The 18,080-nt window shown below is 67.4% G+C and carries 15 protein-coding genes and 3 pseudogenes; 10 read left to right on the forward strand and 8 right to left on the reverse strand.

Going from position 1 to position 18,080, the window contains the following annotated elements; translation table 11 throughout:
• Positions 1–61: 61 nt before the first annotated feature.
• Positions 62–415, reverse strand: a complete 354-nt coding sequence (locus E2C05_RS17635; RefSeq protein ID WP_133220963.1) for a hypothetical protein — start codon at positions 413–415, stop codon at positions 62–64.
• 67 nt (positions 416–482) lie between these two features.
• On the reverse strand, positions 483–1,205 hold the full coding sequence (locus E2C05_RS17640; protein ID WP_133220982.1) for a cysteine hydrolase family protein: 723 nt from the start codon (positions 1,203–1,205) through the stop codon (positions 483–485).
• A gap of 163 nt (positions 1,206–1,368) precedes the next feature.
• On the opposite strand from E2C05_RS17640, the pseudogene E2C05_RS17645 reads away from it, so the two are divergent.
• Positions 1,369–1,581: pseudogene (locus tag E2C05_RS17645) on the forward strand (IS1380 family transposase); the annotation flags it as partial.
• A 53-nt stretch (positions 1,582–1,634) separates the two neighbouring features.
• Here the strand turns inward: E2C05_RS17645 and E2C05_RS17650 are convergent.
• Positions 1,635–2,024: a nuclear transport factor 2 family protein gene (locus E2C05_RS17650; RefSeq protein ID WP_133220964.1), complete on the reverse strand. Its 390-nt coding sequence runs from the start codon at positions 2,022–2,024 to the stop codon at positions 1,635–1,637.
• 221 nt (positions 2,025–2,245) lie between these two features.
• Here E2C05_RS17650 and E2C05_RS17655 point away from each other — a divergent pair, with 221 nt between their 5' ends.
• The 3 genes and pseudogenes from E2C05_RS17655 to E2C05_RS17665 form a co-directional block, all read left to right on the forward strand.
• On the forward strand, positions 2,246–3,820 hold the full coding sequence (locus E2C05_RS17655; protein WP_133220965.1) for a class I adenylate-forming enzyme family protein: 1,575 nt from the start codon (positions 2,246–2,248) through the stop codon (positions 3,818–3,820).
• Between the two features lie 85 nt (positions 3,821–3,905).
• Positions 3,906–4,601, forward strand: coding sequence for an alpha/beta fold hydrolase (locus E2C05_RS17660; RefSeq protein WP_133220966.1), 696 nt, complete (start codon positions 3,906–3,908; stop codon positions 4,599–4,601).
• Between the two features lie 228 nt (positions 4,602–4,829).
• A pseudogene (locus E2C05_RS17665) lies at positions 4,830–6,032 on the forward strand (IS1380 family transposase); the annotation flags it as partial.
• A 76-nt stretch (positions 6,033–6,108) separates the two neighbouring features.
• Here the strand turns inward: E2C05_RS17665 and E2C05_RS17670 are convergent.
• Entirely contained in the window at positions 6,109–8,496 is a 2,388-nt protein-coding gene (locus tag E2C05_RS17670; RefSeq protein ID WP_133220968.1) for a molybdopterin-containing oxidoreductase family protein, read from the reverse strand.
• A 758-nt stretch (positions 8,497–9,254) separates the two neighbouring features.
• Here E2C05_RS17670 and dapA point away from each other — a divergent pair.
• The gene (gene dapA, locus E2C05_RS17675) at positions 9,255–10,193 is read left to right on the forward strand and encodes a 4-hydroxy-tetrahydrodipicolinate synthase (RefSeq protein WP_133220969.1); all 939 of its coding nucleotides are present in this window, start codon (positions 9,255–9,257) and stop codon (positions 10,191–10,193) included.
• Between the two features lie 24 nt (positions 10,194–10,217).
• On the opposite strand, the gene E2C05_RS17680 is transcribed toward dapA, so the two are convergent.
• Complete coding sequence (locus E2C05_RS17680; RefSeq protein ID WP_133220975.1) at positions 10,218–11,477, reverse strand: tetratricopeptide repeat protein; 1,260 nt, start codon at positions 11,475–11,477, stop codon at positions 10,218–10,220.
• Positions 11,478–11,781: 304 nt separating this feature from the next.
• Here E2C05_RS17680 and E2C05_RS17685 point away from each other — a divergent pair, with 304 nt between their 5' ends.
• Positions 11,782–11,988 (forward strand): cupin domain-containing protein, encoded by a 207-nt coding sequence (locus tag E2C05_RS17685; protein ID WP_205082879.1) that lies wholly within the window; start codon positions 11,782–11,784, stop codon positions 11,986–11,988.
• 55 nt (positions 11,989–12,043) lie between these two features.
• On the opposite strand, the gene E2C05_RS17690 is transcribed toward E2C05_RS17685, so the two are convergent.
• Positions 12,044–12,550, reverse strand: coding sequence for a septal ring lytic transglycosylase RlpA family protein (locus E2C05_RS17690; RefSeq protein WP_133220977.1), 507 nt, complete (start codon positions 12,548–12,550; stop codon positions 12,044–12,046).
• Positions 12,551–12,809: 259 nt separating this feature from the next.
• On the opposite strand from E2C05_RS17690, the gene mddA reads away from it, so the two are divergent.
• The 4 genes and pseudogenes from mddA (at position 12,810) to E2C05_RS17710 (ending at position 15,553) form a co-directional block, all read left to right on the forward strand.
• A complete protein-coding gene (gene mddA / locus E2C05_RS17695; RefSeq protein ID WP_133220978.1) occupies positions 12,810–13,598 on the forward strand; it encodes a methanethiol S-methyltransferase in 789 nt (262 codons plus the stop codon).
• Positions 13,599–13,820: pseudogene (locus E2C05_RS17700) on the forward strand (integrase core domain-containing protein); the annotation flags it as partial. It lies immediately after the preceding gene.
• A gap of 347 nt (positions 13,821–14,167) precedes the next feature.
• Positions 14,168–15,088 carry a ketopantoate reductase family protein gene (locus E2C05_RS17705; RefSeq protein ID WP_133220979.1) on the forward strand — a complete coding sequence of 307 codons (921 nt, stop codon included), beginning with the start codon at positions 14,168–14,170 and terminating at the stop codon, positions 15,086–15,088.
• Between the two features lie 96 nt (positions 15,089–15,184).
• The gene (locus tag E2C05_RS17710) at positions 15,185–15,553 is read left to right on the forward strand and encodes a hypothetical protein (protein ID WP_133220980.1); all 369 of its coding nucleotides are present in this window, start codon (positions 15,185–15,187) and stop codon (positions 15,551–15,553) included.
• A 262-nt stretch (positions 15,554–15,815) separates the two neighbouring features.
• Here E2C05_RS17710 and E2C05_RS17715 read toward each other — a convergent pair whose 3' ends face one another.
• Together E2C05_RS17715 and E2C05_RS33125 are read right to left on the reverse strand one after the other, a co-directional pair.
• Positions 15,816–17,411, reverse strand: coding sequence for a Na+/H+ antiporter (locus tag E2C05_RS17715; RefSeq protein WP_133220981.1), 1,596 nt, complete (start codon positions 17,409–17,411; stop codon positions 15,816–15,818).
• 319 nt (positions 17,412–17,730) lie between these two features.
• On the reverse strand, positions 17,731–18,080 hold a 350-nt coding region (locus E2C05_RS33125; protein ID WP_205082881.1), incomplete at its 5' end, for a hypothetical protein.

Here is an 18,080-nt window from a genome sequence, read left to right on the forward strand (position 1 = left end):
TGCCATACCCGCCATTGATCGCGCCGGTCGGCGATGTCCGGCCGGTCCTGCTCAGCGGCCCTCAGCGACTTTTTTTGTGCCGCAGGCCGAGCCGGCGCAGCGTCGACCAGACAGTGGACAGCGAGCCGGCCTGAATGCCGCGGCCGGTGAGCTCCGTCTGTATCTCGGCCAGCGTGATGCCCGGCTTGGCCGCAGTCAGTTCACGCAGCAGGGCTTCATGCCCGGCCAGCAGGGGCCTCCGGTAACCGCCGATCCTCGCCGGCGCCGCGCTGCCCGTCTCCCGCACCCGCTGCATCAGCTTGATCGCCGCCGAGGGGCTCACCTCAAAGCGCCGCGCCGCCTCCCGCGCCGAACTGCCCGCCTCAACCGCGCGAACCAGCCGCCGCCGAAGGTCCGCAGACAAGGGTGCCGTCATCGTCGCCTCGACGCTGCATCATCAGCGTCGAATCAGAACCCGCGATTCCGTGCAACCTCAAAGTGCTCTAGGGCTGAGCGCCACTGCCTTTGAGGATATTCGAAACGCATTCAGAGGTGGAAAGCCACCCGAAGGTTCTTTCGATGATCTTCAGCGACTCTTCGTGTCCACTGTACGACGAGCCGGATCGCGCGGGTTGGCCCGTGCAGTCTACCGGGAGCACGCAGATATAGTCCCGGAAGGCAGCATCTCGAATGGTCGATTCGATGCATATGCTCGTGGTGCAGCCCGTGATCACGAGGTACCGGATGCCGAGGGTAGGCAGATGCGCCTCCAGCTCGGTGTCGTAGAACGCGCTGTACCGCCGTTTTGTGACGATGATGTCGCCGGCCTCAGGAGTAAGTTCGGCAAGTATCTCGGTGTTCCAAGTGCCTGCGATGTGGATGCGGCTCGGCCGGCCGTCAGGCGCCGTGACCTCCGCGCCGACGGCCATTCGCTGGCACATGCGCCAGTGTGGAGAGCCCTCCGCACCGATGTCGGAGAGGTCGGGGCGATGCTCCTCCTTGACGTAGATAATCGGCAAGCGGGCAGTACGGGCGGCCGAGATGACCTTCGTGGTCGGAGCGATCGCCCGTCGGACGACGGAGATGTCGATTCCGGCCCGATCGAACATGCCGCCCGCCGCACCGAAGTCGTTCTGCATATCAATGACGAGCACGGCGGTCGCAGAGAGGTCAACCTCCAGCGGCCCGGGCGTCGCGTCGAGAGCGACCGTGCGGCATTCTGCCATTGTTTGCTCCTCCCAGGTGCCTGAACACGATACCTCGCGCAGCGTAGCGCAGCGAGATGGTGCTGCCTCTTCTTGCACCGCAGCGTTGCGTAGTCTGCCGATGGCGCTTACGAACTCGGGCATCGAGAAAAGACGACCATAGTCGGACCGCGCTGCATCCACCATACAAGGCGATACGACTGAGCCATTCGGCTCTCCAGCGATCGGCCGCAACAAGGTGGCCGCCGCCTTCGATAGCGGTCCGCTGACCTCGCATGACGCCGTCATGCTGTTGGCCGTGGTTGAGTGCCACCTTGGTCTGTGTGACCGGCTGTTGGCGCAGATATCCGATCCACGTGACCCGTCGCGGGTGATACACTCCCTGGCCAAGATCCTGTCGGTAGTGCCAATCCAAATCGTCAATGCATTGGCAGCGGCCAGCAAGCGTCTTTAACCAGGTTCGATGATCTTCCAATAGGAGTCCTTCCGCACCACCTTCCCATTGTAAAACTCAAAGAAGTCGCAGCCACGCACTTCAATGGCCTCGCCGGTCACCGCAGACGTGCCGCGTAGGGTCCACTTTGACATGCCCGCATCGCCCGCCAGGAAATGCTGTTCGTCCGCGTAATGCACGTCAGGGAGGCCATCGAACCGCGACTGAAGCGCTTGCCGAACGGCCTCGAAGCCACGGTGACGGCTACCCCAGGGGTGTGGGCCGCGCGGCATTTCCAAGATGCAGTCTTCGGCGAAGAACAGCATCACGGCATTCACGTCGTGGCTGTTGAAAGCGTCAAGGATGGCTTTGAGAAGGTCAACCGTCGGCCCTGTGGTCGTAACCATTCTTAGCTCCTGTGATCGCCCAGCCTGATCATGCGCCCGCAGAAAGCCACGGCGCTACCGTGTCCACGACTTTGCTCCTGATGAGCTGAAAAGATCGTTCTGCAAAGTGAGTTGCGACTATCCTTGACGCGCCAGGGCTGCGTGGTGCGGGATAGGGGGACTAGGATCGCAGGAGCTACCGAGCCCGGCCGGAGCTGAGCGGAGGTGGCTGGGAGGACACGATGTCCGATGCCGCCACCGGCAATGCCACGGTCCGCTCCCTCGGCAAGATGGTCGTCGGGAGCGTACTGGCGACCGCCTCTCGACGTTTCCGCGACGACGAAGCGTTGTTCTGTGCGGGTACCGGGAGAAGGTTCACGTTCGGGGAAACCAATCGGCGCTGCAATCGGCTCGCGCACGCTCTGGCAAGGCTCGGGTTGCGCAAGCCTGACGTGGTCGCCTTCCTCTGCAACAACCGCGCCGAGATCGCCGAAACCTACTTCGCCCTGGCGAAGGCTGGTTTGATCGGCATCCCGTTAAACTACCGCCTCGCTCCGTCCGAAATCATCAAACTCATGACTGCGATGGGCGCGCAGGCGCTGATCTTCGCCGACCGCTTCTCCGCAGCGGCGGCCCAGGCACACGAAGCGCTGCCCGGCGTCAGACACTGGGTCGCCATCGGGGAGGCCGCGCTGCCCACCTGGGCGCTCCGCTACGAGGACCTGCTGGCCGGTGGCGAGGAGACCGAGCCGGAGGTGGAAGTGGAGGAAGCCGATGCCTTCTACTTCAATCTCACCTCCGGCACGACCGGCGTGCCGAAATCTTACCTTCTAACGCACTACAATAACGCAACGATATGGCCGAACTTCGGACCGTTCGAACCTTCGCGCCGCGACGTTGTGCTGACCGCCTTTCCCGCGTTTGGTCGCATCGGCTTCGGCTGGATCAGCACGGCGGCGATGCATGGCGCGCGCAACGTGCTGATGGACTTCACCCCCGACGAAGCACTGCGGGTGGTCGAGGCGGAGCGCGTGACGATGGTGAACCTAGTTCCGACCATGGCAACGATGATGCTGGCCGAGCCGAGCGTGCGCAGCCGCAATCTTAGCTCGGTCCGCACTGTCATCTTCGCCGGGGCACCGCTTCCAGCATCACTACGCGAGCGCGTGGCCACCGAAGTCTGCCCGCGCGTCTCTGAGTACTACGGGATGCAGGAAACGGGCGTGCTGACGGCCAGCACGCCAGAGGATCGCGTGCGACGGCCCGACTCCGTTGGCCTGCCGGTTTGCTTCGCCGAGGTCCGGATCGAGCGGCCGGACGGCACCAGCGCCGCGCCTGGCGAACTGGGCGAGATCCTCGGCCGTTCGCCCAGTTCGGTGACAGGCTACTTCGACAACCCCGCGAAAACGGCTGAGACCTTTCGTGGGGGCTGGGTGCACACCGGCGACCTGGGCCTCGTGGACGAGGAGGGTTACCTTTTCATCCAAGGCCGTGCGAAGGACATGGTCATCACCGGAGGGCAGAACGTGCACGCGGCGGAGGTGGAGGAGGCAATTCTGCGCCTGGACGGCATTGTGGAGTGCGCGGTATTCGGCCTGCCCGACGAATTCTGGGGCGAGCGCGTGGCGGCAGTGGTGGTAGCCACGACGGCTGTCGTTTCCGCGGCGGCGGTGGAGGCTGCCTGCCGCGAGCACCTCGCCGGCTTCAAGGTCCCGCGCACCATTGTACTCCAGGACGAGCCGCTGCCGCGCACACCCACTGGCAAGGTACAGAAATTTCTGCTCGTCGAACGCCACACTGTGCGGCCCAGCCGCTGACGCGCACCGCCCGCCGGAGCGCGAAGCCCAAACTACTTGCCATTACCATGAGCCTCTCGTCATCCTTGCAATCGGAGCGTGCTCCATGGCTGTCGAACCCATTCCCGTCCTACTCATTCCCGCCCTGCTGTCAGATGATGCCATGTATCGTGGGGTGATCGAGCAACTAGGGGAGATTGTCGAGACGCAGGTGATGGTGCTCGGGAAGTCGACGATGCGGGCCAACGTCGAAGCCGTACTGGCCAAGGCGCCGCCGAAGTTTGTCCTCGCGGGCACGTCCTATGGCGGCAGCATCGCACTCGAGATTGCGCTGGAGGCACCCGAGCGCGTGACAGCGCTTTGGCTGATGGGGTGCAACCCGGCAGCGCCAGAAGCGAGCCTGCAGGATCTGATAGGCGGACTGGAGACCATGCCGGACGCAGTCATCGACATGTTGGCGGAGCTGGCCGTGCCAAAGAAAGCGGTGGAAGCCGCAGCAACCTTCAGAGCCATGGCCAACCGCATTGGCGGTCCTAAGGGCGCTGTCCAGGCCCGTGTCCTGGCCTCCCGGTCAGAGGTGACCGCTCGGCTCAGCTCCCTCCACATGCCGACGCTGGTGGTGTGGGGTGAAGCGGACCAGATCGTGCCGGTTTCAGTAGGTCGCGCACTCGCTGACTCACTACCGCACGCGCATCTTCACGTGCTACCCGGCTGTGGTCACCTGCCAACGCTCGAAGCGCCCGCAGAATGCGCGGGAGTGTTCGTCGAGTTTCTCAAGGGTCAGGTTGGCCAATCGCATTGACACGGCGTAGCGGCGCGTCATTCGCCCAGGGCCAACCAGCAGGTCCCTGATCGCCAGTTTAGCGCGAAAAGGCACTTGGCCCGGTATCCTGAAGTCGCACATGGCCACACCAGTCTCAACCATCGCTTACTAGCTGGATCATTCACGTGGGCTGACAGGCATGGTGCAAACCGTTGAAGCGACTTAGGATTCGGCTGCGACCCCAGAATTCTTCGCTCGTCGGAGACCATGCCCGTCAAGGTTGAGAATGCCCCGCCGCTGCCCGGTCTGTCACGAATCGGCGGCAAGTCGCTGGTAGCCCGCTTCGATGGCGGGCAGTTGTCCTCGGATGGCGGCGTGCTGGCGCTGCGCGAGATTGAGCGCCGCCTCTGCATTGCCGACCGGCTCGCCGCCTGCCTCGACGACCCGCGGGCTCCCGCGCAGGTCACGCACCGGCTGGCCGATACCATTCGCTTCCGGTTGTTCATGATCGCCGCCGGGTACGAGGACGGCAACGACGCGACGGCGCTGCGGCACGACCCGGCCTTCAAGCTGGCGCTCGACCGGCTGCCCGAGGCGGCAGCGCTGTGCTCGCAGCCGACCATCTCGCGGCTGGAGAACCTGCCGGACACGCGTGGCCTGGTGCGGATGGCCCGGGCCATGGTCGCGCTCTTCTGCGCGAGCTTCCGGCAGGTGCCGAAGCGCATCGTGCTCGGCATCGACGATACCTTCGACCCGGTCCATGGCGAGCAGCAGATGCGGCTGTTCAACGCCTATCACGACGGCTACGGCTTCCAGCCGCTGCTGATGTTCGACGACGAGGGACGGCCGGTCACCGCCATGCTGCGCCCGGCCCGCCGTCCGAGCGGCGTCGAGGCCCGCGCCTTCCTGCGCCGCCTGGTCCGGGAGATCCGCAGCCACTGGCCACGCGTCGAGATCCTGCTCCGCGGCGACAGCCATGTCTGTACGCCGGAGGTGCTGGAATTCTGCCGCCAGGCCCGCCTCGGCTTCATCCTCGGTGTCGCCACCAGCAGTACGCTGCGCCAGCACGTCCTGCAGCTCGAGCAGAGCACCATGGCCCGGCAGGCTGCTCGCCCAGGCGACGGCAAGCTGCGCCGCTACAAGGCGTTCCTCGATGGCGCTCGCAGCTGGTCGCGGGTCGAGCGGATCATGGCTTGCGTGGAAGCCGGACCGCTCGGCACCGACACGCGGTTCGTCGTCACCAGCCTGGCGGGCGGCAGCCCGCGCATGCTGTACGAGGATCTCTACTGCCAGCGCGGCCAAGCAGAGAACCACATCAAGGCCTGGAAGCTGAACCTGGCTGCCGATCGCACCTCGTGCTGTTGGACCGCCGCCAACCAGTTCCGCCTGATGCCGCACACCGGCGCCTATTGGCTTTTCTGGTCCATGCGCAGCCTGATGCCGAAGCGCTCGCCGGCCAGGGCTGGCCGGAAGCGAGCCATTCCCTCTCGGCTCGCGCTCAATCGACGAGCAGACTTGCTGCGCTGCAGGTGGAACGTGCCTTGCCTCAGATTGCGCGCGAGACCTCGCAGCAACTGGAGCGATGCGCCGTCGTGCCACTAATGGGATCGCGAACGGTCGGATCGACAGTCAGGTTGTAATTGGACCCGCGGGGGCTGAACGGATCGTAGCCCGGCGCGCCCATCTCTGGCGCCGCTTGCCACCACCCATGCTCGCCCACTACCACGCGTGGATCGATGTCGGCGTTCAGCAGCGCCCGCGCCCGCATTCCGCCCGCCGGCGTCTCGACGCTCACCCAGTCCCCCGCAGCGATGCCGCGCCGCGCCGCGGCATCCGGGTGCAGCATGACCTCCGGAACCGGTGCGCGCCGACGCAGGCTGGGCAGGACGCGGTGCTGCGTCTGGCAGAACAGTGTGGGCTTGGCGCAGGTGAGCACGAGCGGGTAGCGCTCCTTCGCCGCCGGCGGAGCGCTGAATTCCGGCATCGGCGTGTAGCCGCCCGCCTGTAGGGTCTCGGACCAGAATTCCACCTTGCGCGACGGCGTAGGGAAGCCCTGCGGGTTGCCCGAGGCGTCCGGCGCGGCGTGTTTGGCGTGGCGAGTGGCGAGTGGCACGCGGATGCCCCTCGGCTCGGCCTGCAGAGCCTCTAGGCTCAGCCCGCTCGGCGCGAGCTGGTAACGGTACGCCGCCTGGACATCCCCATCCCAGAAATGCTCCCCGAGCCCGAGCCGGTTCGCAAGATCGAAGATAATGTCAGTGTCGGGCCGCGCCGCTCCGGGCGGCGACACGACCGGCTGGCGGAGCTGCACCAGGGCCTGAGCCTCAGCGCTGATCTCGAACCCGAAGCGCAGTGCCTCGCGTTCGAAGCATGAGGCGACAGGCAGCACGATGTCGGCGAGCTCCGCAGTCGGGTTCATGAACAGGTCGGCATGCACGTAGAAGTCCAGTGCCGCCAGGGCCTGCCGCCCGCGCAGCGGGTCGGAGAAGGCAAGCAGCAGGTTGGAGCCGAAGCCTACCAGCCCGCGCATCGGGTAGGGTTCACCCTCCAGCACCGCGCGGTAGAAATCGTGTGTCGAGACGTTGTTCCATTTGGCCGGCCCGAGCGGACGGGTTTCCACCCCGATGGCCGGTGGGAGACGCCGAGCCGAGGGCCGATCCTCTCCGGTCACCCCGGAACTGGGTACGACCGGGAGAAGCACATTGCCGCCGCGCTGGTCGAAGGAGCCGGTGAGCGCGTACAGCAGCGCCATGGCCCGCGCAGTCTCGGTGGTGTTGGCGTGATGCTCGTGCCCGCTCCAGGCGTAGTAGGAAGCGGGCCGCGCCTGCCAGATCAGCCGCGCCGCTGCCTCCAACTGTTCGGCAGCAACCCAGCAGATCTCCGTCACGGCCTCGGGGGTGTAGCGGGCGCAGAGCGCGGCATAGTGGTCGAACACTGGGCGGCAGGACACCATCCCCAGCGTCGTCGCCACCGCCACCTCACCGTGCAGGGCGAGGCGACCGGCCGGCACGCCGTAGCGGCCAGTCGCCGGATCGTAGGCGACGGGGCAGCGCGTGGTCGCGTCCCAGGCTACGAGGTGGCCCGCGTCGCCGCTCTCGGCGAGGTCGACGGCACGCAGCAGCCGGCCGGTGTCAGAACGCACGAGGTGAGGCGCGTTGGTCCACTCCCGTACGAAGTCGCTGTCATACCAGCCGCGAGTGATCATCAGATGCGCGAGCCCGAGCGCCAGCGCCCCATCGGTGCCCGGGCGCGGCCGCAGCCAGAGGTCGGCCTTGCCGGCCAGCCCAACATGGCGCGGGTCTATGACGATGAGCTTCATCCCGCGCTTGAGCGCCTCGATGGTGGCGGTCGCGTGCGTCAGGCGTGTGTAGGAGGGGTTGTAGCCCCAGAGGATCAGGCAGCCGCTGTTTGCGATATCCGCCATCGCCCCGCCGCCGCTGCCGGTGGCCACACTCGCAACGCCAAACGCGTAGCGGGTCGCGAACCCTCGACCCCAGCCGCACATGTCCAGAGCCCAGACAAGGTTCGGTGTGCCGAAGGCGTTCATCAGGCGACGGACGAACGGCGCGGTATCGGCGATCGCAGTGGTGGAAGGCGACGACTGGCTGAAAGCCACGCTCTGCGGCCCGTGCGCCGCGGCCAACCGGCGCATCGCCGCCGCCGTCGTGTCCAGCGCTTCGTCCCAGGAGATCTCCACCCAGCCTGGATCGGCCTCGCCCTTCGGCCGGGTGCGACGCAGGGGCCGGGTCAGCCGCTCCTTGCTGTAGACCAACTCCGGCGCGGCGCGGCCCTTGGCACAGAGCGCTTGGCCAGTCGGGTGCGTGGGGTCAGGATCGAGTCGCGTGAAGCGTCCGTTCTCCACGGTTGCGATGCAGCCGCAGCGGGCGATGCACAGACCGCAAAAGCCTGGAACCTTGCTGGCTCCCGCCGTGCTCATGGTTCGCTCCTCTTCCGGGCCGCCACCTGCCACGCACGTCGGGGCACGACGCCCGATGCGGCGTCCCTCATTCTACCAGACAGACGCCACTGTCGCAGCATTGCCCACAGCGGTCGAGGCATCGTCCCAGCGAGATGTCTGAGCTGGCTCCCTGATTTCTGTTCTTCTGTAGGAAGCGTGGTTCAAGCAGCGAGGGCAGGGCGTGCCGCCGTTCCAAGGGCGAACCCGGCGACGAGCCCATGAACCAGTGTGCGCCGTTCGATCATGCTCGTGTCCCGTGGTCCCGGGCAACCAGCATGCAGAGGCGTCGCCGGTTCGCCTATCCCGCGCGGCGACCCTTCGTGGTTATCCGCCAGGCGAACAGCGAGGATCTGTGATCACCCCCTCCGAAGGGGACGTGATGTCCAGCGCGGCCCATCCCAATCTGATCGGGAGTGCTCTCGGCGGGTCCCGACGTCGTCCACGGAACCAGTGCAGCGGCGCAGGATGGATTAGACGACGTGCACGCGGCCATGACCTCTGGCATCGCAGTGTCGATGTGCATCGCATGGCATCTTGACGATCTTCGCCGCCGCTGGAACGGTGTCGATGTGATCCAGCGCTGCGCCAAGTCCGTGCCGTCGAAGAAGTGCCCCGCAAGGGGCACCCTGGATCGTCGCGCTCGGTAAGTCACAGCGCCAGAGGATCAGGTTGGACCCCGCCGGTTGGACGGGGTCACCTTTAGGTCCCGTCTCCGGCACAGGAGGAGATGGACCATCATGCAAGCGAACCACCCCTGCTCCAGTAGCCCGACACCGGGCGGCCTCTGGCTGCCGCTCGTCACGCCTTTCCGTGATGGCGTACTGGACGAGGCTTCCCTGCGCAGGCTGGTGCGGCACTATGCTGCCAGGGAGATCGACGGGCTGATCCTTGCTGCCACGACGGGGGAGGGTATGACCCTCGACGAGGCTGAGGTGGAACGCCTCGTCGCCATCACGACCGGCGAAATGGTCGTGGCCGGGCGGCGCCTTCCCCTGTTCCTGGGCATCTCTGGCAGCGATACGCGAAAGGTCGTGAAGGCGCTGGAGCACAGCGCGGCCTGGCCGATCGACGGGTACCTGGTTACCTGCCCCTACTACACCCGTCCCTCCCAGGAAGGAATGATCCGCCATTTCTCTGCTCTGGCGGAGAGCACGGCGCTGCCGATGATGATCTACAACATTCCCTACCGGACGGGCGTGAACCTCGGGAATGCGGCGATGCTGGAGTTGGCCGCGCGTCCCACCATCGTCGGCGTGAAGGACTGCTCGGCCGACATGGCGCAGTCTCTCGACCTTCTCCGCCACAAGCCGCCGGGCTTTGCCGTGCTGACCGGAGAGGACGCCTTGTTCCACACGATGCTGGCCGGCGGCGCCGATGGCGGCATCACCGCTTCCGCGCATGTCGGGACCGGCGCCTTCGCGGCCGTGCACCGCCTCCTGCGCCAGGGTGACGCCAGCGGCGCACTGACCGCGTGGCATGCCATCGCCGACCTGCCGCGGCTCCTGTTCACCGAGCCGAGCCCTGCGCCGATCAAGCATTGGCTCTGGCGTGCGGGGCTCATCGACAGTCCGGAGGTTCGGTTGCCAATGGTGCCGGTGAGCGATGGGCTTGCCGGCCGGATCGATCGGGAGCTGGAGCGGCTCCGGGCGACGGGGCTGGACGGAGCGGGGCGGTGACTTTCCTCCAGCACCATGCTGCCCTCATGCGGCCAACTGGCTGAGCCAGCGCGTGTCGCGCAGCGAGGGGCGGCGATGCAGGCGACGGTCGAGCAGCGCGTGGGCCTCCGCCGCCTCGCCGCTGCGCATCAGCGCCAGCAGGAGCATCTCCTCGACCATCTCACGTTGCGCGCCACTGCCGCCGATACGCACCACCTCGCGGGCGACAGGCCGAAGACGGTGTACACAGCCGGCGTAGTCGGCCTCCGCGAAGGCGAGCGCGGCCAGCGCGGCGACGCGCCGCCCCACGGCCGCCCGGTCGCCAGCGCTGGCCTCGAGGATCGCCACGTGCGCATCGGCGAAGGCGATGCCTGCCTTGGGGAAGGCCGGCGCGGCATAGGCGGCCGCGGCCTGCCAGAGCCCGGCCGGGACCTCGTGCCCATAGGCCTGTAGGTGCCAGAGGAAGGACGTCGCGTCGCTGACGATGTTGATGGGCATGCCCTTGGACACCGAGGGCTGCACGTGCTCGCCGTAGAGCGCCAGGGCACGGCCGGTGTCGCCACGGTCCAGCGCCACGAGCGCGGCATGCCAGGCGATGTGCCCGTGCAGGGGGCCGCTGCGGTCATATGTCGGCAGCCAGCCCTTGATCAGCCGTTCGGCCTCCTCGCCCGCGCCGGCCTCGTGCAGCGCGTGGGAGAGGGCAGGGGCGGCATTCGCATTCTCCCGCCGCAGTTCGAAGCCGCGCTGCGCGAGTGCCCTGCCGTGCTCGAGCGCCCCGTTCTCGGCATGCGACCAGCCGCGATAGGTGACGAACCACCAGTCATCGTCGCCGTAGTGGCGGGCGTGGTGCTCGCAGAGGTCCACTCGTGCCTGGTCGTGGTCCGCCATTCCGGAGAAGGCGAACAGCCCGAAGGCGCCGAGTGGCAGCGAGAGGACGAGCGCGTCGCGCGGCCAATCGTCGAGATGCGCCAGCGCGCGGTCCAGCGCCCTGGCTGGTTGGCCGTGGATGGCAAGCGAGAGGACCTCGACATGGCTCCGTTCCCGCGCGCTCCCGTTGTGGGCGACGGCCTCCGATGCGGCGGCGATGCGGGCCCGGGCCTCCGCCGGCTCGGAGCGGATGGCGTGGAGGCGGGCCCGCGCGGCGTGAGCGAGGCCGAATTCCGGGTCGGCGGTGGTCGCCTCGTCCAGCGCCTCGGCTGCGCCGGGCCAAGCGGAGAGAAGGAGGTCCACACCGGTCCGGTAGCGCTCGACGGCAAGGTCGGAACTGGTCGAGAGCGGCAGACCGCGGCTGTCGAGGCTGGCCATGGGAAGTCCCTCAATCCTGGTCGGCGCCACCAGCGTCGCGTGCCGCGGCTTGGGGCGGCACGCGACGCTCGCGGGAACGCGAGGCTTGGGTGGGTATACCAACCCCTATCCTGTCAGTCTTTCGATAGCCGGACATCCCGCATAGAACGAGCACCGAACAGGCGTCCGGACTGCCTTGGGAGACGAGTGCGGGGTCACCCGGCATCATTTCGCTCTATGAGCGACTTTGCGCGTGCAATCCATGCCTGTGCGTCGCCACCCTCCGGATTGCACGCATCCCTGAGAGTGAGCGGCCTTTGCCATCTTGGACATGCCGATGATGGCGGTGGAGGGTCGGTCCTTCGTGATCTCACTCGAGCAGGCGATCTGGCAGCCGACAGGTCTGCGGCACGGCGCCCGCTCGCTGCTCGGGGCCGAGTTCTGCAGCCTTTCGATCGATGACAATGCGTGGTTTCGCGTCCCGGCCTTGCTGCAGGTGCTGATCCTGCAGGCTGCTGCGATCGCTGGGTAGGGCGACGCATTCAGAGAAGAAAGGGCTTCATCGGTCCGGCACGATCGAGAGCCGATCAACGGCGATCATGGCCGCCGGTGACATAGGCGCGGCGTCCCGCAAGGCCGGTCCCCGCGCCCAACTGAATGCTGCCGTCGGATTGCGGGACCGCGAGCGGCGCGACGGTGAGGGGAAAGACGCCGCCTCGGCGCAGGCCGAGGAACTGCGCGACCTTGGCGCTGACGTTGAGGATGCGGCCATTGGCCATGGGAACGCCATCGCGGATCCTCACGAGCGCCGTCTGGCCATTCCGTAGGTTGGTCACCCGTGCCGTGGAGCCGAGCGGCAAGCTGCTGCTCGCCGCAATCGACGTGTCTGGCTCATAACGGCCGCGATCGGCCATCCTTTGCCCAGCGAGATGGCTGGCGAAGACGGTGGCATGGCCCCGCAGGACGCGTCCGGATCGGTCGACACCGGTGCTGGATGCCTGCGGCGGCCCCTCGGCCGCTGGCTGTTGGCCCTGGGCTGTATTCACCACGACGAGCATGATCAGCGTCGCGCAGACGAGCGCTCGCGTTTCCATGGGCCACCGGTCCTGTGGAACGTCGTTGCTTCAATGAGCGCATGGGTCGGTCCCGAGTTGCGCATTTTCACAGGACTGGGCGCCATGGCCCAAGCTCAAGCATTCTGTTCAGCACGTCGTCGGCGGTGGCCACCTCGGTCGCCTGTCTCCCGTCCGTGCGGGAGCCGCGCTGGGCTGTGCGCCCGGTCGCAGAGCTTCCCACCGCCAGTGTGCATGGTGCGCCCGCGGTGCACAGCAGCCGGCACCGGAGGAGGCAGACATGTCCCGAATCCTGGGGCTTCTTTACGGCGCGGCTTGCTACGTCGTGTTCCTCGCTACGTTCCTCTATGCCATCGGCTTTGTAGCCGATGTCTCTGTACTGCCGCGCAGCATCAACCATGGCGGTCTTGTGGTACCGGCGGGCAACGCGCTGCTGGTCAACCTATTGCTGCTCACCTTCTTCGCCCTGCAGCACAGCGGCATGGCACGGCAAGCGTTCAAGCGCTGGTTGACGCGCGGCATGCCCGCAAGCATCGAGCGCAGCACTTATGTGCTCTGCGCCAGCCTAGTGCTCGCGCTGCTGTTCTGGCAATGGCGGCCAATCCCGGTCCCGATCTGGACGGTAGAAGGGAACATAGGTGCCGCGGTGCTGCTGGGGGTCAGCGGCGTTGGCTGGCTGCTCGTGCTGACCAGCACCTTCCTGATCAACCATTTCGAGCTATTCGGCTTGCATCAGGTCCTCAGGGCCTTCAAAGGGCGCCCGGCGCCGGCGGCAGGCTTTCGCACGCCGCTGCTCTATAAGCTGGTCCGCCACCCAATCTACCTGGGCTTCATCCTTGCCTTTTGGGCGACGCCGCTCATGACCATTGGCCATCTACTCTTTGCCGCCGCCACTACGGGATACATCCTGCTCGGGATTATGCTTGAGGAGCGGGACCTCATCGCGTTGTTCGGCGACGAGTACCGTCGTTACCGAACCCGAGTGCCGATGCTGTTCCCGTGGCGCCGGTTGATGCCGCTCCGCCGGCCGACTCCGCCCCGACCGGCAGTACAGGACGGCCTGCAGTAGCGGCTGCTCGAGGCTGGCATCGAGCCCTCGGTCGGCAGCGTCGGTGATAGCTACGACTACGCCCTGGCCGAGACCATCATCGGCCTGTTCAAGGCCGAGGTGATCCGGCGCCGCGATCCGTGGCGCAACATGGAGGCCGTTGAGTTCGCTACCCTCGAGTGGGTGGATTGGTTTAACAACCGCCGCCTCCTCGAGCTGATCGGCTATATCCCGCCTGCCTAGGCCGAGGCGCGCCATTATGCCGAGATCGAGGAATCCGCCCTGGCGGCGTGACCCAAGCAAACCAGCCTCCGGAAAACCCAGGGCGGTTCACCGCCCAACTTGGCTGTACGTGAGGGAAAATGGGTTGCGTCGCCCTCCAGGCGTTATGGCGAGTATGGTCGCGCCGATTTGTGGGAGAGACCCGAACGCCGTCGTCATCGTACTGTGCGCTGGCAACATGAAGTACCTGTCCCGATTCTCCTGTGGCCTGTCGCCGCAAAGCGGTGACGGCTTTGGCGCGCGGAACGAAAGACCGTCATCATGGCGACGACAAGCAGGCCGGCGGAGCCGGCCGACAGGAGTAGCGAATGCGCATTCTCTTCGTAGGAGCCGGCGCGACTGGCGGCTATTTCGGCGGTCGCCTGGCCCAGGCAGGCCGTGACGTCACCTTCCTCGTACGGTCGGGCCGGGCGGAACAGCTTCGCAGAGATGGGCTCACGCTGCTCAGTCCGCATGGTGACGTGACACTGCAGCCGAAGCTGGTCCTGGTGGATAGTATCGGCGCTCCCTACGACGCCGTGGTTCTCGCCGTGAAGGCCTACGGCCTCGATCAGGCGATCGACGACATGGCGCCTGCGATCGGCCCGGATACGATGATCATGCCCCTGCTGAACGGCATGCGCCATGTCGAGGTGATCCGGGAGCGGCATGGCGCGGCGCTGATCGGTGGCGTTTGTAAGGTGGCAACAACGGTCGATGCTGACGGGCGAATCCGGCAGCTCGCGCCCTTTCAGGAGTTGGCCTATGGCGAGCTCGACGGGACGTCGTCCCAGCGGACCGCGGCGCTGGATGCGGCCATGCGGGACGCCGGCTTCGCGGCGCGGCTCACGCCGACCATCGAGCGCGAGATGTGGGAGAAGTGGACGCTGCTCGCCACGATGGGTGGCATGTGCTGCCTGATGCGCGGCACCATCGGCGAGATCGAGGCGGCACCGGGTGGGCGCGAGTTCACTTTGCGGCTGCTCGATGAGGTGGTGCGCGTGATCTCGACCGACGGCGTTGCTCCAAACCAGGGTTTTCTGGAGACGATCACGCGGCAACTGGTTCAGGAAGGGTCGCCGATGGCCTCCTCGATGTATCGTGATCTCATCACCGGGCAGCCGGTCGAGGCCGACCAGATCCTTGGTGACCTCGTGGCGCGGGCCAAGCGCCACGGCATCGACACGCCCCTCCTGTCCGCAGCCTATGCCCACCTGTGCGTCCATGTCGCTCAGAAGGCGCGAAGCTGAGCGATGCGCAGCAGCGGAGGGTAGCCATAACGCGGTGAGGCCAGAGTGTGAGGTGAGCCACGTCGGCCGGCCGATATCCATCGCTACCTTGCCGACATGCGCCTCCTGATCGGCTTCCTCATCGCGGTTTCAATCGCCTCGGCACTGCCAGTTCAAGCAAGTGCACAGGGTAGCAGCGTTTCGCTGCTCCTGCTGGCCTGTCAGCGTGGTAATGCTTCGGCCTGCAATGCCGCCTTGCCCATCTTCGGCAATGCGTGCCAGCGAGGGCAGCAGCAAGCATGCGGCTTGCACAACGCCATCCGTGCGCGCCGGCAGAATGGCCGCACCGCCGAGGCCAACGATGATCGGGCGCTGCACCAGCGCTGCTTCAGCGGTGATGCCGGTGCCTGCAAGCGCCTGCAGGAAGGGCCACAGCGCGAGAACAACTCAGGGCGGCAATTCGATATACCCGGACTGAGCCGCTGACGCGCGGTCGGCATCTTCGGCGCGGCCATACAGATGCCGCAGACCCCATCCGGCGTGTCGTGGGACGTCGCCTTGAAGCTGGTCGCCCCTCGAGCCGCCAAATCGGGAGAAGACGGCCACACTGCCACCAGATCCTGACATGACGAGGCAGTCCTACGGTGTGGGTCATATGGCGGCCGAAGGCGAAGGACAACCCGGGGAGCCGTCTCGGTCGGGGCGAGTTCGTAGCCAGCATGATTAGCCGCCGGCTTTTGGATCTGCATCAACGATCGGAGCCATCCTTCGCAGCGATGGCGATGAGTTCCTCGAGGTCGAGGTCGCGTTCCAGGTTGTGCAGCGTCTCGTCGTCGATCTGCCGTCCCCGGTGCAGCCGGACGAGCTCCTCCCGCCCGGCGGCGACGGCGGCCAGGATGACGTCGTAATGCGCCGTGATGCTGCGCTCGCGCTCCTCCGATGTCCCGGAAAACTCCGCTGAGGCCGTTGCCCGCCGCCGGTAGGTGTCGAGCAGGCGCGGATGCTCCAGCGTGCCGTCCGGGCCATAGGCCAGCCGCTCCACGCAGGCGAACTGCGCCTTCATCATGGCGGCTTCCGCGGCGAAGAGGTCGAGCGGCGGCCGGGCCCGCGCATCCTCCCGCAGGCCGGCGAGCCGGATGACGAGCCCGAGCGTCGTGCCCTGGACCAGCACCGTGACAAGGATGACGGCAAAGGCCGTCACCAGCATCAGGTCGCGGCCCGGCATCGTCTCGGGCAGGCTCAGCGCGACCGCGAGGGTGACGACGCCGCGCATGCCCGCCCAGGCCATCACGGTGGCGGCCTGCGGGCCCAGCGGCTCCACCGCGCGCCAGCCTGCCCGCCGAAGGCCGCCGAGGACGGCATCCGACCCGAAGATCCAGGCGAAGCGGGCGGCGATGACCGCCGCGATGATCGCCGCGACCGACCACGCCATGTCCTGCCACACCACGGCGAAGCCGCCGACGCGCTCGATCACCCCGCGCAGCGACAGGCCGATCAGGATGAATACCGCGGCCTCGAGCAGGAAGATCATCGCCTGCCAGAAGGACAGGGCGCGCACGCGGACGCTCGCGGTCAGGATGACATGCTGGTACCAGCCGCAGACGAGGCCCGCCGTGACCGTGGCGATCACGCCGGAGACATGCAGCATCTCACCCGCGACGTAGCTGACCCAGCACACCAGGACCGACGCCGCGATCATCAGGTGGTCGTCGCCCAGCCGGCGCAGCAGCATCACCCACAGCGCGCCGATCGCGCCGCCCACCGCGATCCCGCCCGCCACGAGCAGGGCGAAGCTGCCGATCGCGTCGCCGAGGCTGAAGGTCCCGGTCGCCGCCGTCACCAGCGCGAAGCGGAACAGCACGAGCCCAGTCGCGTCGTTCAGCAGGCTCTCGCCCTCCAGCAGGGTGCCGAGCCGGCGCGGCAGCTTCACGCGCTGCAGCACGGCCCGGGCGGAGACCGCATCGGGCGGCGACACGATGGCGCCGAGCGCGACGCAGGCCGCCCAGGGCAGCTCCGGCAGGATCAGCTTCGCCACCACCGCGACGACGACCGCCGTGAACACCACCGCGCCGACCGCCAGGGATGCGATGCCGGCCAGATGCCGCCGGAAGGGCGCCAGGGCGGTGAACCAGGCGCCGTCCATCAGCAGCGGCGGCAGGAAGATGACCAGCACCAGCTCCGGATCGAGTTCGATCGCCGGCAGGCCCGGTACGAAGGCCAGGGCCCCGCCGCCCAGCAGCAGCGCCACGGCCGGCGGCAGCCGCAGGCGCAGCGCCAGGTAGTGCAATACGAGCACGGCCAGGAACATGCCGACGACCAGTTCGAAGAGCTCCGCAGGATCCATCTGTCACCGCTCCGTCCCGGTCGAGGTACCAAGCTCTCCCCGGGGACCGACGCGGCGTCAACCGCCGCGGTCCACGGGCGGATGCGATGGACCGGGGCCACGGGCAGCGACCGGCGTGACGGCATGACAGGACTGTGGCGGGGGATCGCGCGCCGCCCCGGCCGGGTCGGTGGCCCCGGGAGGCACTTGGACAGCCTGGGCGCTTGGCCGCGGGTCGCCGCAGGACCTGTATGCCGCCCGCAGGGCGTGGGCGGCGGCGGCGCGGGCGCCGAGGCGGGGATGCCAGGTGCCGGTCAGCCCGGCACCTGCCGCGCCCGCCTCACCGCACGGTCTGCGCCAGCACGCGCTGGCTGGCGGCGCTGCGGGCGCCGGCGGCTATGTTGACGCCGCGCGCCAGGGTGTTGGTGGCCAGCAGCCCGGCCGGGCCGCTGGCCTCGACCGACTGCTCGGCCTGGGCGCGGCGGCCGATCGACAGGTTCACCCCCACCGCCGCCTGGGTGCTGACCAGCGGCCGGCAGCCGCCGCCGGCATCGGTGGCCAGGGCCTGACGGGCGCGGCTGTCGGTGCCGATCGCCTTGTTGACGCCCAGGCTGACGCTGGTCTGGGACAGGCGGCAGCCACCGCGGTCGAAGCTCTCGACCCGGTCCAGCACCGCCTCCGGCCCGCGCA

Origin of the sequence: Paracraurococcus ruber (genome assembly GCF_004353985.1) — a bacterium.
Classification (GTDB): domain Bacteria; phylum Pseudomonadota; class Alphaproteobacteria; order Acetobacterales; family Acetobacteraceae; genus Paracraurococcus; species Paracraurococcus ruber.

What these genes read in the sequence shown, in the direction of transcription:
- E2C05_RS17660 (WP_133220966.1), top strand. Translation starts at nt 3,906, where the DNA reads ATGGCTGTCGAACCCATTCCCGTCCTACTCATTCCCGCCCTGCTGTCA.
- E2C05_RS17690 (WP_133220977.1), bottom strand. Translation starts at nt 12,550, where the DNA reads ATGGAAACGCGAGCGCTCGTCTGCGCGACGCTGATCATGCTCGTCGTG.
- E2C05_RS17670 (WP_133220968.1), bottom strand. Translation starts at nt 8,496, where the DNA reads ATGAGCACGGCGGGAGCCAGCAAGGTTCCAGGCTTTTGCGGTCTGTGC.
- dapA (WP_133220969.1), top strand. Translation starts at nt 9,255, where the DNA reads ATGCAAGCGAACCACCCCTGCTCCAGTAGCCCGACACCGGGCGGCCTC.
- E2C05_RS17705 (WP_133220979.1), top strand. Translation starts at nt 14,168, where the DNA reads ATGCGCATTCTCTTCGTAGGAGCCGGCGCGACTGGCGGCTATTTCGGC.
- mddA (WP_133220978.1), top strand. Translation starts at nt 12,810, where the DNA reads ATGTCCCGAATCCTGGGGCTTCTTTACGGCGCGGCTTGCTACGTCGTG.
- E2C05_RS17635 (WP_133220963.1), bottom strand. Translation starts at nt 415, where the DNA reads ATGACGGCACCCTTGTCTGCGGACCTTCGGCGGCGGCTGGTTCGCGCG.
- E2C05_RS17710 (WP_133220980.1), top strand. Translation starts at nt 15,185, where the DNA reads ATGCGCCTCCTGATCGGCTTCCTCATCGCGGTTTCAATCGCCTCGGCA.
- E2C05_RS17655 (WP_133220965.1), top strand. Translation starts at nt 2,246, where the DNA reads ATGTCCGATGCCGCCACCGGCAATGCCACGGTCCGCTCCCTCGGCAAG.
- E2C05_RS17715 (WP_133220981.1), bottom strand. Translation starts at nt 17,411, where the DNA reads ATGGATCCTGCGGAGCTCTTCGAACTGGTCGTCGGCATGTTCCTGGCC.
- E2C05_RS17680 (WP_133220975.1), bottom strand. Translation starts at nt 11,477, where the DNA reads ATGGCCAGCCTCGACAGCCGCGGTCTGCCGCTCTCGACCAGTTCCGAC.
- E2C05_RS17640 (WP_133220982.1), bottom strand. Translation starts at nt 1,205, where the DNA reads ATGGCAGAATGCCGCACGGTCGCTCTCGACGCGACGCCCGGGCCGCTG.
- E2C05_RS17650 (WP_133220964.1), bottom strand. Translation starts at nt 2,024, where the DNA reads ATGGTTACGACCACAGGGCCGACGGTTGACCTTCTCAAAGCCATCCTT.